This window comes from Xanthobacter agilis (assembly GCF_021730435.1).
In the GTDB taxonomy this organism is placed as follows: domain Bacteria; phylum Pseudomonadota; class Alphaproteobacteria; order Rhizobiales; family Xanthobacteraceae; genus Xanthobacter; species Xanthobacter agilis.
Genome location: NZ_JABWGX010000003.1, coordinates 31,461 through 47,432 on the forward strand (window position 1 = coordinate 31,461; position 15,972 = coordinate 47,432).

General features: G+C 67.9%; 16 protein-coding genes. 9 read left to right on the forward strand and 7 right to left on the reverse strand.

The window, feature by feature from the left end; translation table 11 throughout:
• Positions 1–161: 161 nt before the first annotated feature.
• Complete coding sequence (locus HUW53_RS02485) at positions 162–1,181, forward strand: cytochrome-c peroxidase (protein WP_237344331.1); 1,020 nt, start codon at positions 162–164, stop codon at positions 1,179–1,181.
• A gap of 80 nt (positions 1,182–1,261) precedes the next feature.
• On the opposite strand, the gene hpt is transcribed toward HUW53_RS02485, so the two are convergent.
• On the reverse strand, positions 1,262–1,798 hold the full coding sequence (gene hpt / locus HUW53_RS02490; protein WP_237344166.1) for a hypoxanthine phosphoribosyltransferase: 537 nt from the start codon (positions 1,796–1,798) through the stop codon (positions 1,262–1,264).
• Positions 1,799–1,948: 150 nt separating this feature from the next.
• Here hpt and ftsE point away from each other — a divergent pair, with 150 nt between their 5' ends.
• From ftsE to HUW53_RS02515, 5 genes are all read left to right on the forward strand, one after another.
• Positions 1,949–2,608: a cell division ATP-binding protein FtsE gene (gene ftsE, locus HUW53_RS02495; protein ID WP_237344332.1), complete on the forward strand. Its 660-nt coding sequence runs from the start codon at positions 1,949–1,951 to the stop codon at positions 2,606–2,608.
• On the forward strand, positions 2,595–3,575 hold the full coding sequence (locus HUW53_RS02500) for a cell division protein FtsX (RefSeq protein ID WP_237344167.1): 981 nt from the start codon (positions 2,595–2,597) through the stop codon (positions 3,573–3,575). The genes ftsE and HUW53_RS02500 overlap by 14 nt, the downstream gene beginning before the upstream one ends.
• A 70-nt stretch (positions 3,576–3,645) precedes the next feature.
• A complete protein-coding gene (locus HUW53_RS02505) occupies positions 3,646–4,440 on the forward strand; it encodes a YdcF family protein (RefSeq protein WP_237344168.1) in 795 nt (264 codons plus the stop codon).
• Between the two features lie 31 nt (positions 4,441–4,471).
• Positions 4,472–5,284 (forward strand): lysophospholipid acyltransferase family protein, encoded by an 813-nt coding sequence (locus HUW53_RS02510; protein ID WP_237344333.1) that lies wholly within the window; start codon positions 4,472–4,474, stop codon positions 5,282–5,284.
• Complete coding sequence (locus tag HUW53_RS02515) at positions 5,281–5,739, forward strand: hypothetical protein (RefSeq protein WP_237344169.1); 459 nt, start codon at positions 5,281–5,283, stop codon at positions 5,737–5,739. The genes HUW53_RS02510 and HUW53_RS02515 overlap by 4 nt, the downstream gene beginning before the upstream one ends.
• Positions 5,740–5,937: 198 nt before the next feature.
• Here HUW53_RS02515 and HUW53_RS02520 read toward each other — a convergent pair whose 3' ends face one another.
• The gene (locus tag HUW53_RS02520) at positions 5,938–6,534 is read right to left on the reverse strand and encodes a gamma-glutamylcyclotransferase (protein WP_237344170.1); all 597 of its coding nucleotides are present in this window, start codon (positions 6,532–6,534) and stop codon (positions 5,938–5,940) included.
• Positions 6,535–6,663: 129 nt separating this feature from the next.
• On the opposite strand from HUW53_RS02520, the gene HUW53_RS02525 reads away from it, so the two are divergent.
• Positions 6,664–7,719 carry a DUF2125 domain-containing protein gene (locus tag HUW53_RS02525; RefSeq protein WP_237344171.1) on the forward strand — a complete coding sequence of 352 codons (1,056 nt, stop codon included), beginning with the start codon at positions 6,664–6,666 and terminating at the stop codon, positions 7,717–7,719.
• A gap of 12 nt (positions 7,720–7,731) precedes the next feature.
• On the opposite strand, the gene HUW53_RS02530 is transcribed toward HUW53_RS02525, so the two are convergent.
• A complete protein-coding gene (locus HUW53_RS02530; protein ID WP_237344172.1) occupies positions 7,732–8,865 on the reverse strand; it encodes an alpha-D-ribose 1-methylphosphonate 5-triphosphate diphosphatase in 1,134 nt (377 codons plus the stop codon).
• 88 nt (positions 8,866–8,953) lie between these two features.
• A complete protein-coding gene (locus HUW53_RS02535; protein WP_237344173.1) occupies positions 8,954–10,597 on the reverse strand; it encodes a hypothetical protein in 1,644 nt (547 codons plus the stop codon).
• Between the two features lie 499 nt (positions 10,598–11,096).
• On the opposite strand from HUW53_RS02535, the gene argB reads away from it, so the two are divergent.
• The gene (argB, locus tag HUW53_RS02540) at positions 11,097–12,002 is read left to right on the forward strand and encodes an acetylglutamate kinase (protein WP_237344174.1); all 906 of its coding nucleotides are present in this window, start codon (positions 11,097–11,099) and stop codon (positions 12,000–12,002) included.
• Positions 12,003–12,197: 195 nt separating this feature from the next.
• Here argB and HUW53_RS02545 read toward each other — a convergent pair whose 3' ends face one another.
• Both HUW53_RS02545 and HUW53_RS02550 read right to left on the reverse strand, forming a co-directional pair.
• Positions 12,198–12,719 carry a GNAT family N-acetyltransferase gene (locus tag HUW53_RS02545; protein WP_237344175.1) on the reverse strand — a complete coding sequence of 174 codons (522 nt, stop codon included), beginning with the start codon at positions 12,717–12,719 and terminating at the stop codon, positions 12,198–12,200.
• Between the two features lie 282 nt (positions 12,720–13,001).
• Positions 13,002–13,790 carry a Bax inhibitor-1/YccA family protein gene (locus tag HUW53_RS02550; RefSeq protein ID WP_237344176.1) on the reverse strand — a complete coding sequence of 263 codons (789 nt, stop codon included), beginning with the start codon at positions 13,788–13,790 and terminating at the stop codon, positions 13,002–13,004.
• Positions 13,791–14,090: 300 nt separating this feature from the next.
• Between HUW53_RS02550 and HUW53_RS02555 the strand changes: the two genes are divergently transcribed.
• Positions 14,091–14,921, forward strand: a complete 831-nt coding sequence (locus HUW53_RS02555; protein WP_237344177.1) for a hypothetical protein — start codon at positions 14,091–14,093, stop codon at positions 14,919–14,921.
• On the opposite strand, the gene HUW53_RS02560 is transcribed toward HUW53_RS02555, so the two are convergent.
• The gene (locus tag HUW53_RS02560) at positions 14,909–15,862 is read right to left on the reverse strand and encodes a DMT family transporter (protein WP_237344178.1); all 954 of its coding nucleotides are present in this window, start codon (positions 15,860–15,862) and stop codon (positions 14,909–14,911) included. The two genes, HUW53_RS02555 and HUW53_RS02560, sit on opposite strands and share 13 nt — an antisense overlap.
• Positions 15,863–15,972 lie beyond the last annotated feature (110 nt).

Genomic DNA, 15,972 nt, shown 5'->3' on the forward strand with positions numbered 1-15,972 from the left:
CGATGATCGGGTGCAAGCAATCGTCGCAGTTTGGAATTGATCTAAATCAAGCGGCGCACGAACGCTTCTCGCTAGCCTCCGCGAACCGATCACTTGGGGAGGCGACGATGAGACGGAAGCTGATGCGGCGGGTGTCCCTGGCGCTTGTGTCCGCCGGACTGATGGCAAGCGCCCTGGTGGGGCCGGCGACCGCGGCCGATGACCTGCGCAAGCAGGCGCTCGAGGTGTTCAAGCCGCTGCCTTCCACCATCCCGGCGGTGAAAGGTAACAAGATCACGCCCCAGAAGATCGAGCTGGGCAAGGACCTGTTCTTCGATCCGCGGCTGTCGGCGTCGGGCGTGTTCAGCTGCGCTTCCTGCCACAACCTTACGACCGGCGGCGACGACAATCTGGAAACCTCCATCGGCCACGGCTGGCAGCGCGGCCCGCGCAATGCGCCCACCGTGTTCAACTCGGTGCTGAACGAGGCCCAGTTCTGGGACGGTCGCGCCGAGGACCTCAAGGCCCAGGCCAAGGGGCCGATCCAGGCGGGCGTCGAGATGGCCAACACGCCCGACAATGTGGTGAAGACGCTCAAGAGCATGCCGCCTTATGTGGAGGCCTTCACCACTGCCTTTCCGGGCGAGAAGGATCCGGTGACCTTCGACAACATGGCCAAGGCCATCGAGGCCTATGAGGCGACCCTTCTGACCCCAGCCCCCTTCGACACCTGGCTGAACGGCGACGACGACGCGCTCACGCCGGACCAGAAGAAGGGCCTTGCCCTGTTCATGGACAAGGGTTGCGCCGCCTGCCATTCGGGCGTGAACGTGGGTGGCCACGGCTATTATCCGTTCGGCGTGGTCGAGAAGCCCGGCGCCGACATCCTGCCGCCCAACGACAAGGGCCGCTTCGCGGTGACCAAGACCGCGGGCGACGAATATGTCTTTCGCGCCGCCCCTCTGCGCAATGTGGCTGTGACCCGGCCCTATTTCCACTCCGGCAAGGTGTGGGACCTCGGCCAGGCGGTGGCCATCATGGGCAATGCCCAGCTCGGGGAAGCGCTGAACGACGGCGATGTGAAGCTGATCGTGGCCTTCCTGGGCGCCCTCACCGGCAAGGTGCCGGAAGTGGTGCTGCCGGTGCTGCCGGCGGAAACCGACGCCACCCCGCGTCCGACGGCGGAGGTGGTGAAGCCCTGAGCCCTGCCGGCGCGGGATGCATGCCCTGGGTCAGGAGGTCCGGTCGCCGGGCCTCCTTTTTGCGTCCCGCCGGGACGCGCTCAGGCGAGGCCGACGATGTGGCCGATGTAGGGAAGCTGGCGGAAGGCGTGGGCCACGTCCATGCCGTAGCCCACCACGAACAGGTCGGGGCAGGTGAAGCCCACGAAATCGGGATGCACCTGCACCGCCCGCTTGCCGGGCTTTTCCAGCAGCACGCACACCAGCACCCGTCGGGCGCCGCGCGCCATCAGGAGGTCCTTGGCGAAGGCCAGGGTGCGGCCGGATTCCAGAATGTCGTCGATCAGCAGCACATCGCGTCCGCGCACGTCTGAGCGCACGTCGGAGAGGATGTCCACCTGCCCGCAGGAGACGGTGGCCTCGCGGTAGGATGAGAGCTGCATGAACTCCACTTCCGGCGTCAGCCCGGAGGCGTGCAGGGCGCGCAGCAGGTCGGCGGAGAACATGAAGGCCCCGTTCATCACCACCACGGCGAGCATATTGTGAGGCTCCGCCGCCACGACCTCGTGTGCCACGCTCTGAACGCGGGCGGCGATGCGGTTTTCGTCGAACAGAACGGCGATATTCGGCAGCGGCATGGGTCCTCGCACAACTTGAGGGGAGCATGGACCGGATGGCGCCGGCCGTCCAGAGCGCCGGTTCCCTCCGGCCTGAGGTGGGCGGGGCGGCCGGCATCGTTTATGTTGGTGGATCAACGCAGCGGACGATTCGGGGGAAGGGTGGAACATCTGGTCCGATTCGAGAATGTCGGTCTGAGATACGGAATGGGGCCGGAAGTGCTGAAGGACGTCTCCTTCGGCATCGCGCCCAATTCGTTCCAGTTCCTCACCGGCCCCTCGGGCGCGGGCAAGACCACCTTGATGCGCCTGCTGTTTTTGCAGCTGAAGCCGACGCGGGGGCTCATCACCCTGTTCGGCCGCGACGTGTCCTCGCTGGACCCGGACGAAGTGGCGGTGCTGCGCCGGCGCATTGGCATCGTGTTCCAGGATTTCCGGCTGCTCGACCACCTCACCACCTATGAGAACGTCGCTTTGCCGCTGCGCGTGCTCGGCAAGGAAGAAGCCAGCTATCGCGCCGAGGTCACCGAACTGCTCGGCTGGGTCGGTCTCGGCGACCGCATGGACGTGCTGCCGCCGGTGCTCTCCGGCGGCGAGAAGCAGCGCGCGGCCATCGCCCGCGCCCTCATCGGCCGACCCGAGTTCCTGCTCGCCGACGAGCCTACCGGCAATGTGGACCCCACCCTGGCGCGCCGTCTGCTGCGCCTCTTCATCGAGCTCAACCGCACCGGAACTTCCGTTCTGCTGGCCACCCACGACATTGCGCTCATGGACCAGTATGATGCCCGGCGCCTCGTGATCGCGGACGGTCGCCTCTATGTCTACGACTGACACCGCCCCCCTCGCCCCCAAGGCGGTCGCGCCCAGGGCCGGCGCGCCGGACGACGCCGGGCGGCCGGCGCGGCCGCGGCCGCAGACCTCCATCGTTCCCGGGGCCACCATTGCCGGGAGCACCCTGGTGGCGGTGGTGGCGATCATGACCTTCCTCGCCTCCCTCACCATCGGCGCGGCATTCGCGGTGCGCACCACCGCCAGCCAGTGGCGCAGCGACGTGACGCGGGAGATGACCATCCAGATCCGTGCCGGCGAGCCCAAGGCCACCGACGCGCAGGTGCAGCTCGCCGCCGAGATCGCCCGCGCCACCCCCGGCATCGCCGACACGCACATTCTCTCGACCCAGGAGACGGGGCGGCTGCTGGAGCCGTGGCTGGGCTCTGGGCTCGACCTCGGCGACCTGCCGGTGCCGCGGGTGGTGGTGCTGAAGCTCGACGGCGCCACGACCGTGGACCTCGCCAAGCTCAGGCGCACCCTGAGCGATCGCATTCCCACCGCCACCCTCGACGATCATCGCCTGTGGTCGCATCGCCTCAGCGCCATGGCCGAAGGCGTCATGGTCACGGGCGTGGCGCTGCTGGGGCTGGTGGGGCTCGCCACCGTGCTGTCGGTGGTGTTCGCCACCCGCGCGGCAGTGGCCACCAATCGGGCGGTGGTGGAGGTGCTGCATTTCGTCGGGGCCCGCGACGGCTTCATCGCGGCCCAGTTCCAGCGCCATTTCCTGAAGATCGGGGCGCAGGGGGGGCTGCTCGGAGGCTGCGCCGCGGCGGCGGTGTTCGGGGCCATCGTCGCGCTGCCGCGCTTTGTTCCGGTAGGGGATCCGGAGGATCCGACCCTTCTCGCCTGGCTCAATCCCGGCATCTGGGGGTTCGTGGGCATCGGCTGCGCGGTGGCGGTGGTGGCTTTTGCCACCGCATTCACGTCGCGGGTGACAGTTTACCGAACCTTGAGGATGATCCAGTGAAATCCACGGCCGTTTCGGGCCATGGCGGAGCCTCCTCGGGGTCGCCGCATTCCGCCCGCATGGTTGACAGATGAGCACGACGACCGACCTGCGGCCCCGGATGGCCCGCTCAGGCTCCCGCGCCCCGCGACGCGCGCGGCGGGCGGAGCGCGCCGAACGGCCGGAGGGGGTGGCCCGCATGGAGATTTCGGCTGGCCGCCCGGCGCGCGGGCGACCCCTGCTGCGCCGGTTGGTCAAGGGGGTGGTGCTTTTGTCGGGGCTGTGCGTGCTGACGGTGCTGGCGGGCTTCCTGGCCTTCCTCACCCAGATCGCCGCCCGTGAACCGGTGCAGGTGAAGGCCGCCGACGCCATCGTCGTGCTCACCGGCGGTGCCTCGCGCATCGCCGACGGGGTCACGCTCCTCGCGGAAGGGCGGGGCAGGCGCCTTCTCATCACCGGCGTCAATCCGATCACGACGCCGGGCGAGCTGCGGCGGACCCTGCCCAATGGCGAGACGCTCATTTCCTGCTGCGTGGATCTCGGCCACAAGGCGCTCAACACCCGCGGCAACGCCATCGAGGCGGCGGAGTGGACGCGGAGCCAGAACTTCCGCTCGCTGGTGGTGGTCACTTCGGCTTGGCACATGCCGCGCGCGCTGGTGGAATTGAACCATTCCCTGCCCGATGTGGAGCTGGTGGCCTATCCGGTGGTGACCTCGCGCATGGAGACTGAGCGCTGGTGGCGCGATCCGGCCACGGTGAAGCTGCTCTTCAAGGAATATTTGAAGTACATGATGGCGAAGGCGCAGATCCGCCCCGCCCAGGCGGTGGCCGAAGTCGAGGCGCCGCGGCTGCGCGCATCCGCCGAGGCGCGCCGCGCACCGTGAGCGGTTCGGCGGCGAGGGAGCATTCCAGGTGGTGACGGCGCTGCGTTCGCTCGTGTTCCAGGTCGCGTTCTATGTCGTGACCGTGATCTATGTTTTCGCTTTCCTGCCGCTGCTGCTGCTGCCGCGCCGCCGCCATTGGAAATATGCGGTGCTGGCCTGGGCCAACACCAACAGCGCTTTGCTGCGGCTCATCTGCGGCACGCGGGTGGAGATCCAAGGGCGGGAGAACATCCCGGACGGGCCGCTGCTGATCGCCTCGAAGCACCAGTCGGCGTGGGAAACCATGGCCCTGCTGCCCCTGTTCTCGGACCCCGCCTTCGTCCTGAAGCGGGAGCTCATCCGGATCCCGCTGCTGGGCTGGCATCTGACCAAGGCGCGGATGATACCCGTCGACCGCAGTGGCGGCATGGCGGCGCTGAAGGCCATGACGCGCTTCGCCCGCGGCGAGGTGGAGGCGGGCCGGCAGGTGCTGATCTTCCCGGAAGGCACGCGCTGCCCGCCGGGCGCGCCGCCGGACTATAAGTTCGGTGTCGCCCATCTCTATGGGTCGCTGGGTGTGCCGTGCCTGCCGGTGGCGCTCAATTCGGGCCTGTATTGGCCGCGCCGCGCCCTCACCAAGCGCGCCGGCACCATTCGCGTGGACATCCTGCCGCCGATCCCGCCCGGCCTCGGGCGCGCGGCATTCATGGCGCGCCTTGAGTCCGACATCGAGACCGCGAGCGCCCGGTTGCTCACCGCCGGGCTGAAGGAACTGGGCGACCGGGCGCCTAAAGAGCTTGCGGAACAGGGTCTTCCCCCGGCCGATGGGTCATCCCCGTTGTCCACCTCTGTGGAAAACTCTTGATCGCGATTCTTCGGCGTTCTAGTTTCGTTCCCATGAACGCGACTGATTCGCTCCTCATTCCCTTGACCGACGCCGGCTGCCTCTCTGGCTTGAAGCATGGCGCGCTCGGCGCGCGCTACCGCTTCTGGCGTGATGAAGACGGCGTGCGGCATGTGTTCTCGGTGTACCCGGCCGATGCCGCGCCCGACTATCCGGATGCCGTCGCCATCGTCGCCCGCCGCACCCCCGCCGGCTCCATGGCCATGTGGGTGGGGCCGAGCGGAGAGGAGGCGCGGCGCATGGCGCAGCGGCTCGACGCTGATGAAATTCACATCCATGTGCTCGGCGAGAACGCCGCGCCCGGCTTGCGCCGCGTGCTGAATACCCATCGTTCTGTGGGGTGTGGTGCAGAGCCGCGCGCGCGGCTTCCGATGGTGGTGCGCGGCTGCCCCGTGGCACGCCGCCACGCGGCCTGAGTCGTGTGCCCATCGCCGGGGCGCCGTCCACGGTCGACGGGCTCCGTGGTTCTCCGTCTTGGGCGCTTGTGCGCGAAGGCGATCCCCGTGCCTGAAGAACGGGGCCTGCGCAATGGAACAAGGGGCCCTGCGCGCCCATGCGCGCGCAGAACGCTCCAGCCGGGCGGCGGACGATCGGGCGGTGGGTCCGCCCGTTGGTCATTCACCTGGATCTGAGTGGGGGCGAAGAGGCCTCACGGCGTGTGCGGGCTCGTGGCGCAGCTGGTGCGCGATCCAGGCCAGATCGACGTCGGCAAGTCCCAGCTCCCCGAGGGCGCTGACCGTGGCGCACACATAATCCGCGTTCGGCCCGGATTTCCCGTGGGATCGGCGCACCAGGGCCAGCTGTTCCTCGCGGGTGAGCGCGCCCGCATATTGCGCATGACCGCGATTCACCAGATAGGCCACAGCGGGGGCGGCGCGGCGGCTGCCGTCCACAAGCTGGACCCGCCGCACGCATTCGCGATACACGCCTGAAATCTGTTCGCGCTCCGTGAGATAGGCGTGGGTCTGGCTCCACAGCTCGGGCTCGATCCGATAGGCGATGCCGCGACAGGACCCGCCGAGCTCGAGCCCCAGCACCAGGCCCGGCGCCTCCGGTGTGCCGCGATGGTGGAAGGAATAGACGCAGAGCGAACGGTGGGCGCCGATCAGCCGGGCCTCGCAGCGCTCGGCGAAGGCGAAGCCGGGGTTCCACATCAGCGAACCGTAGGCGAACACCCAGCGCTCGTGGGCTGCTCCTTGATTTTCAGTCATGATCGACGCGGACGCTCTCGGCGTTGACAGATCCCCTGCGCCGTCGCCTAACAGCGCGGAGCGCCCGCCGCAAGCGCGGCGGGGCCGATTCGTCCAGCCGCCGACCCGCTGCCGAGGGAAAGACCGCGCATGACCCCCGCCGATGCCTCGTCCAAGCGCCTGAAGTCGTGGCTCGTCATTCTGCCGGTGGCCCTCGTGGTGCTGCTGGCGGTGGCCTGGAGTGGCCTATGGGTGTTCGCGGCCAACCGCGCCGAGCAGGAAATCGATGCCTGGGTGGACCGGGAGGCGCGGCTCGGCCGGATCTGGAATTGCGGCGAGCGGCACCTCGCCGGCTTTCCCTTTCGCTTCGAGCTGGTCTGCACCGACCCGACCCTGGAAACGCGCGGCGGTGACGCGACGCGGGTGACGGCGGTGGCGGCCCATGCGGTGGCCCAGATCTGGGCCCCGAACCACATCGTTGCGGAATTCGTTCCGCCGGCGCGGGTCGAGGAGCGCGCCACCGGCCGCGCCTATGCGGCCACTTGGAGCCTGCTGCAAATGAGCGGGGTGGGGGATCTCACCGGCCAGCCGCAGCGGTTCTCGCTCCTGGTGCATGATCCTCGGGTGGAGGCGCCCGCGGACCCGTCCGGCCGGGCGCTGCTGTCGGCGCGTCTGTTGGAATTCCATGTGCGTCGGGTGCCCGGGACGTCGGGGCCCGACGGGCTCGCCTATGCGGCGGGCCTCGGCGGCGGCGAAAGCGCGGTGTTGGCGGAGGCGGGCAGTCCGGGACCGGTGGATGTCACGCTTCAGGGCCTCGTGACCGCGGCAGCGGATCTGCGGCCGATGCCGCTCACCCAGCGGCTGAAGGCCTGGGCGGCGGCCGGCGGGGTGGCGCGGCTCGATCGTTTCACCGTCACCACCCCTCAGGTCGCGGCCTCGGCGCGCGGGGAGCTGTCGCTCGATCCCATGGGGCGGCTGAACGGCGCCCTCGACCTGGGTTTCTCCGGGCTCAATGATCTGATGAAGCAGCTCGACCGCGCCGGGGTGGTGCCGCCGGAGCTGTCGCCGGTGGTGGGGGCGCTGGCCATGGTGGGCAAGCCCGCCACCGTTGAAGGACGCAAGGGCGTGAGCTTCGCCGTGGGCTTCAAGTCCGGCACCCTGCGTCTGGGCGGCTTTCCGGTGGGCATGGTGCCTCCCGTCTTCTGACGACGCTCCGCCTCAGAACACGCGTTCGCCCGCCACCAGCACCTGTCGCACCACCGGCGTGCCCTCGACGATCCGGAACCGGGTGACATCCGCCCGCAGCCCCGGCGCGAGGCGCCCGCGATCGTGGAGCCCGGCCATGCGGGCCGGAGCGCGGGTCACGAGGCCGAGCGCGGCGGGCAGCGGCAGGCCCTGCCGCAGATGCAGCGCCACCGCCGCCTGCAGCAGGCTCGCCGGCACATAGTCGGAGGCGAGCGCGTCGAGCAGGTTTTTCGCCGCCAGATCCTTCATGGCGATGCCATTGGAGTGGGACCCTCCGCGCACCACGTTGGGCGCGCCGCCGATGGTGGCGAGGCCGGCGGCACGCGCGGCGCGGGCGGCATCGAGGGTGGTGGGAAACTCGCTGATGGAGCAACCGGCGTCGCGGGCGAGTTCCACATGCGCGGCGGTGGTGTCGTCGTGGCTGGCGCGGACGACGCCCTTTTCGCGCAACAGGTCGGCGAGGGCCTGAAAATTGTCGGCCACCGCCGCGCGGCCGCGGGCGGACCGGGTCTCGATCTCCACCTCGGCCTCGGCGGCGGACTTGCCGATGCCGAGCAGGAACGTGCGCAGGCTCTCCACATTGCGCCATTGCCGGGCGCCCGGCGTGTGATCCATGAGCGAGGCGAGGGTCACGCGCGGCCGGTCGAGGGCCGGGGTGGCGAGGGCGAGGAGGGTCGGGTCCGTCATCTCGCAGCGCAGGTGGATGTAGTGGTCGGCGCGGAACAGGGCCGAATTGGCATCCACCGCGTCGAGCATGATGGTGAACAGCTCGCGCCGCTCCGCTTTGGCCTGGTCGAAGCCGCCGGCGCAGATGGCGTCGAACACGGTGGTGATGCCGCTGGCCACCACCTGCCCGTCATGGGCGAGGGCGGCCGCCCGCGCGTCCGGCCAGAACACCTTGGGGCGCGGCACGAAGTGGCTTTCGAGCGCGTCCGTGTGCAGATCGATGAGGCCGGGACAGACCATGTCGCCAGCGCAATCCAGTGCCGCCGCGGCATGGCTGCGGCCGTCGTCGACGGCCGCGATACGGCCGTCGCGCACCACCAAGGTACCATCGATGATGGTGTCGTCGAGAACGAGGCGGGCGTTGGTGAAGACGGATTCCATGTCGGCTCCGCAGGAGGTCGGGCGAGGGCTGGAGGGGCCTCGCCGTCGCAGAAAAGGATGAACGTCGCGTGACGGCGCTGCGTCTGCCTCAGTTGAGGGGTTCGGCCGGGGGCGTGGCGGGCTTGGGCGTGGCGGGCTTGGGTGGGATCACCTGATAGAGACGGAAGCGCTCGCCCTCATAGATCATCTTCAAGCGGTCCGGATCGGGATTGGGCGCGCCGCGCTCGGTGAACAGCACATAGACATAATCGAAATGCTGGGGCCACAGATCCCAATAGCGGGGGCCGTCGGGGGTCGCATCCTCCTCCGTCAACAGCAGTTGCTCAATCTGGGGCGGGGTGCCGTCCTCGGTATCCACCTGGTTGCGATAGGGCGGGTTGGCGCGCAGGATCTGCTTGCCCTTCACGGTAAAGGCGGTGGTGACGAGGCTCGATCGCTCGATGATGGCGAGGCAGGCGGCGTGAACCAGGCCGAGATCGCGCGGATCGTTGCCGCCCTGGATGTCCGCATAGGCCACCAGGACCCGGGAGCCGGGATGGATGAGGCTGATGGACTTCTGGAAACTGGCGGTCCAGTGGGTCAGGCGGTCCCACACCGTCTGCACCTCGCCCACCCGCACCGCCAGCAGGAGGATGAGCACCACCACGAAACCGCGCTGCGCGAGCCGGTGGCGCAAATCCACCTGGATGGTCGCCAGCACCATGAAGGCGATGGCGATGGGGAAGCGCTGGTCCGCCATGTAGGTGGCGAACACCACCCGCGGCATGGCGAGATAGACCGCGCCGGCCACCAGCAGCAGCGGCAGCAGCAGCGGATGGGTGCGCAGGAGGCGATGCTGAATGGCCCAGGCCGCCGCCAGCACCACCACCGCGGTGAGCACGAACGCGACGATATCGTAATAGACGTTGATGACGAACTCGACGCCCTGGAGCTTGCCCTGGGGCTCCCAGGTGTTCTGCCCCGACAGGCCCCAGGTGGGGCTGGCGATGAGCATGGGGATGATGATCGCGAACGGCAGGCCGGAGGCGACGAAATCGATCAGCCGGGGCAGCAGTGGTGTGTCGCGCCGCCCGAACAGGCGCGCCAGCTCGAACGACAGGATACCCACCGCGTACACGCCGGCCGCGAACAGGTGGCAGAAGAACAGCGCCACCACGAAGGCGGCGGAGATCATGAAGCGCAGCGGCCAGGGCTTTTCCCGCAGCAGGCTCCAGAACGCCAAGGCGAACAACGCGAGCCCGATGCCGAAATAATAATTCATCACGCCGATGAGGAAGATGTTGTTGTACAGCAGCGGAAAGGCCAGCAGCGGCAGCGCCGACCAGCTTCCGAACAAGGCGCGATGAAGGGTCAGCGTGCCCGCCGTGATGAGCGCGAAGCACAAGAGGGTATAGATCTCGCCGGCGACATAGATGTTGGTGACGCGATCGATGACCGGAACCACCAAATCCATCATCAGATTGGGCAGGATGGACCATTCCAGCGAATAAAAGCGCGCGAGGTTCTCGTCATGGGGCAGCGCGGCGATGACGTGCATGCGTGCCAGATGGTTCACATAGTCCGACAGCGGCGGGATGGGGTGCGTCAGGATCGGGATCGACACGAGCGCCATGCACGCCACGAACAAAAGCGCGATGAGCCCGCGCGACAGGTCGTGGGGCCGGCGCGGCGGCAGGCGGAGCGGCGCGGGAGCCGACGTCGAGGCCTGGGGCGGATGGGACTGGGCGGACATGGGTGAACTCTGCCTGGAGATGCCCGCCGGGGAGCGTGCATGCGTGGGTGGAGTGCGGCGGCGGTGTTTCGCGTTCGATCCGAAGCGCAGCTTTACCGTGTCTCGGCGAGGTTGAAATGCTCATGACGATCGAGTTGACACCGCGGCCCCGCCGCAAGGCGGGACGGGCGCCGCCTCGGACCGCTGGCGATAGCCGCCTTGCCCTCCTGAGGTCTGCAATCGCCGGACGCCGGCCCCCGGAGGGAGGACCCCGGCGGAACCGGTGGAGCACGTTTTGGTCGCATGCTCTTCGCACTCCGATTGTGGTGCGCCGGAGGCCCCTTATCATCACGTTTTCGTGAGTGGGAAAATGCCCATTCCGTCGGATGCCAACAGCCAGCCGCACCCTTCCCCGGCGGCGGCGAACGGGCTATGAGGGCGCCGTTCCGGGGGCGCGGGGCGCAACGGCGCCGCCGTGCCTGCAAAGCCCCTCGGGTCGACCCGCTTGAGCGAGATCTCCATGACCGAGACCGTCCTGTCCCCCATCGCGGAAGCGCAGCTTCAGGCTGAAGTGCTGGCCAAGGCGCTGCCCCATATGCAGCGCTACGACGATACCATCATCGTGGTGAAGTACGGCGGCCACGCCATGGGCGACGAGGATTTGGCCCGCCACTTCGCGCGGGACATCGTGCTGCTGGAACAGGCCGGCGTGAACCCCGTGGTGGTCCACGGCGGCGGCCCGCAGATCGGCGCCATGCTGGAGAAGCTCGGCATCAAGTCCGAATTCGCGGCCGGCCTGCGCGTGACCGACAAGGCGACGGTCGAGATCGTCGAGATGGTGCTCGCTGGCTCCATCAACAAGCAGATCGTGGGCTTCATCAACGAGGCCGGCGGCAAGGCCATCGGCCTGTGCGGCAAGGACGGCAACATGGTGCGTGCCCGCAAGGCCACCCGCACCCTGGTCGATCCCGGCAGCAAGATCGAGCAGGTGGTGGACCTCGGCTTCGTGGGCGAGCCCGACACGGTGGACACCATGGTGCTCGACCAGATCCTGGGCCGCGACCTGGTGCCCGTGCTGGCGCCGGTGGCGGCCGCGGTGGATGGTGGCACCTACAATGTGAACGCCGACACCTTCGCCGGCGCCATCGCCGGCGCGCTGGGCGCCAAGCGCCTGCTGATGCTCACCGACGTGCCCGGCGTGCTGGACAAGAACAAGCAGCTCATTCCGCGCCTCACCATCGCCGAGGCGCATGCGCTGATCGCCGACGGCACCATTTCCGGCGGCATGATCCCGAAGGTGGAAACCTGCATCTATGCCCTGGAGAAGGGCGTGGAAGGCGTGGTCATCCTCGACGGCAAGGTGCCGCACGCGGTGCTGGTGGAACTGCTCACCGACCACGGCGCCGGCACCCTCATCACCCGCTGAGCCGGGCGCGGCGCGCCGGCGGGAGCTCCTACCATGCGCCCGGCGACCTTAGCGCCGGGCGGCGTTTTCCGTGGGCTAGAGCAATTCCAGCAAAAGTGTGCAGCGGTCTTGCGCCTGGAATTGCGATAAAACAAAGACTTAGAGCATTTCCGGTGAGCAGGGGTTCACCGCAAATGCTCTGGGCGGGCTCCGCGCTCAGCGGCTGGGCAGCGTTCCGGAGCCGGCGCCAAGGGCGCGCTGCATCAGCACGGTGTCGATCCAGCGCCCGAGCTTGAAGCCGGTGGCGGGCAGGGTGCCGATGGGCGCGAAGCCGCAGGCGCGATGCAGGGCGATGGAGCCGGCATTGCCGCTGTCGCCGATCACCGCCACCATCTGCCGGAAATCCCGCGCTTCGCACGCGGTGATCAGCGCCTCCAGCAGGGCCTTGCCGAAGCCGCGACCGTGCATCGTCTCGTCCACATAGACCGAGTTTTCCACCGTGTTCTTGTAGGCGACACGGGGGCGGAAGGCGGTGGCATAGGCATAGCCCACCACCAGCCCGTCTTCTTCCATCACCAGGAAGGGATAGCCGGCATCCATGATCGCCTGCCGTCGGCGGGCCATCTCCTCCGGCCCCGGCGGATCGATCTCGAACGAGGCGGTGCCGGCGAGCACGGCGGCATCATAGATGGCGGCGATGGCGAGGCTGTCTTCTGGGGTCGCGGCACGGATGGGCATGGCCAGTCTTTCCATGGCTTCAAGGACAGGGCGAGGGGGCCGCCCATGGGCGGGCGCCGCCGCGCGTCTGCGGGCCGGTCTCGCCGGTGAACCTCCGGTGGAATCGGTCTCGCGCCCTCTTATACCAGCGGTTCCAGGGCTTCGCCCATGGACCATCGGCCAAGCCCGTGGCCAAGCCTGCGGCCAAGCCCGCGATCATCACGGCGGCGCCTCGGGGCCGGGCAAAAGAAAACCCCGGCCGAAGCCGGGGTTTCCGTAAGCATGGGTGGGATGAACCCGGCGTCAGTCGTTGCTGCGGTTGCCGAAGAGCTGGAGCAGCATCATGAACAGGTTGATGAAGTCCAGGTAGAGGGTGAGCGCGCCCATAATGGCCTTCTTGCCCATCACCGCCACGTCGTCGCCCTCGAAATACATCTCCTTGATGCGCTGGGTGTCGTAGGCGGTGAGGCCCGCGAACACCAGCACGCCCACCACGGACACGATGAACTGGAGCATCGAGGAGCCGAGGAAGATGTTCACCAGCGAGGCGATGATGATGCCGAACAGGCCCATCATCAGGAAGGTGCCCATGCCGGAGAGATCCTTCTGCGTCGTGTAGCCAAAAAGGCTCAGCGCGCCGAAGGAAGCCGCGGTGATGAAGAACACCCGGACGATGCTCTCATGGGTGTAGACGAGGAAGATGGTGGACAGCGACACGCCCACCAGGCCCGCATAGACCCAGAAGGTGATCTGCGCCGCGGTGACGCTCATCCGTTCCACACGGAAGCTCAAGAAGAACACGGCGGCCAGCGGGGCCAGCATCACCACCCACTTCAGGGGGCTCACGAACAGGGTATAACCCAGCTGGGTCAGCATGATGCCGCCAGCCACCCGCCCCGCCGCAAGGCTCGGATCCGTGGTGACGGACAGCATGTAGATGCCGAGCGCAGCGGCGCCCGTAATGGCGAGGCCGAGCGTCATGTAATTGTACACGCTCAGCATGTACGTACGCAGCCCCTGGTCGATCGCGGCCTGCGAGCGTGCCACCGACGGGTTCCAACGCCCGGCGACGTTGCGATCATAATCGGACATCGTCGTTCCCCTTCAAGAAACTCGAAACCCTTTGCCGGCGCCAAAACGCACCGAGGGCTTCGTGCGTCAATATGGTGGGTTCCGCATAGGGCGGCAAGACGAACAAAGATGAAAATTACGCAAGGTCACTTTAGGTCAGGTGCATGCCGTTGACCTCTTGTCCCTGCCGGTGTCCTGAAACTTCCGCTATAGTCGGGTGGGGTCAGGGCAACCAGCATGGGGCAGGCAAGGGGCACCGGCGCACGGCGGCGGGCGCCGCGGTGTTCGCGGCGGGGTGCTTCTCCTTCGTGCATGCAACTCATGAGAGATATTGGGGCGAGGACAATCCCCGGTCTCGGGCTCCTCGGCCTGTGTCTCCTCCTGGCGGTGGCTATCCCCGCGCGCGCTGCTTTTGCGGGGGCGTGGACGCTCCGGGGCGGGGAAGGCCAGTCGATCCTCCAGAGCACGGCGGTTCATTCGGGCTCCGAGTTCGGTCCGTCATCGCATCTGTACGACAGCCGCCCCTATGACAAGGTCGAGGTGACGCTGGTCTTTGAGTATGGCCTCACCGACTGGCTGACCGTGATCGCCGCGCCTCAGGTGCTGTCTATCTCCCTGGGTGATCCCTATCCGGCGACCTACAATGGTCCGGGCTATATGGACGCAGGCGCGCGGGTGCGCCTGTGGCAGCAGGACGGGCTCGTGGTTTCGACCCAGGTGGTGGGTCGGCTGCCGGGAACCGGCAATTCCTCGAGCGCGGCGGCGGTGGGCTATGACGATCCCGAGCTGGATCTGCGCCTGCTGGCGGGGTGGTCCTTCACCCTGTGGGGCCGTCCGACCTATGTGGATGCGCAGCTCGCGCAGCGCCTGCGCTTCGGTGATCCGCCGGACGAGTTGCATCTCGACCTGACCCTCGGCGTGCGCTTGGCGGAGCGCTGGCAGGTGCTGGCGCAATCCTTCAACGTGATGTCCGAGGGCGCGGGCGCGGGGCCATATTTCGATGTCTCCTATGAATATTACAAGTTCCAGCTTGGAGCCGCCTACGATTGGAGCGCGGCCATGACGGTGCAGGCCGCCTTCGTCAGGACCTGGCTCGCCCGCAATGCGCCGGAGGAGAACGGCCTGGTGCTGAGCGCGCTTTATCGCTTCTGAGCGGCGGCCTCGCCGGTGGTGACAAGGCGGATGCCGACCGCGATCGGGAGGATGCCCAGCAAATCGAGCGGCGGCACGGTTTCGCCCAGCAGCAGCCAGCCGAACAGCAGGCCCAGCGGCGGCATCAGGAAATGCAGGGCGCTGGCGCGGGTGGCGCTGGAGCGGTTCAGGATGAACAGCCACAGGCTGAACGCGCCCACCGAGGCCCCAAGAGTCAGGTACAAAAACGACACCGTCAGCGCCGGCGTGAGATGAATGCGCGCCGGGTCTTCCATCAGCAGCGCGATGGGCGCCAGCACCAGCCCGCCGGCCAGGGCCTGCACGCCGCTGCCCAGCAGCAGCGTGCCCGGCGGCAGGCGCGCCCGCTTATAGGCGAGGGTGCCGGCGGTGAGCGCCAGCAGGGCCGCCAGCACGAACAGCGCCCCCACCGGGTCCTCATGGCCGCCGCCGATGCGCGAACGCAGCACGATGGCGACCCCGATGACCCCCAGAAGCAGGCCGAACAGCTTTCTGCCGGTCATCCGCTCGCCGAGCAGCGGCGCCGCCGCCAACGCGGTGATGAGGGGCGTGGCGCTGACCACCACCGCGGTGAAGCCGGACGAGACCGTGGTCATGCCCCAATAGGAAAAGCCGAGATAGGCCGCGTTGTTCAGCACGCCGATGCTGGCGAACAGGGAGAGGACACGCCACCCCACCCGGCGCCAGGCGCCGAACATGGCGCAGGCGAAAAGCAGCACGCCGCCCGCCAGCAGGAACCGTGCCGAAAGCAGCAGCAGCGGCGGGCAATCGGCCAGCGCGGTCTTGGCCGCCGCGAAGGCCGAGCTCCAGATGAGGCAGAACAGGACGATCAGCGCCAGGGTGCCGTCGATGCGGATGCCGGGCGTGGTGGACGACCGCGGGGACGCGCTCACGATGGGCTTGTTGATGACCGGTTTGTTCATGGCGCGCTCGCGGAAGGATCAGGGTTCCGGCTTCGCACGTCCGCGACACATTTAAAAATTCGATGTTTTGATATTAAGTAGTGGAAATACGAATGTTACGGCGCGCCCGC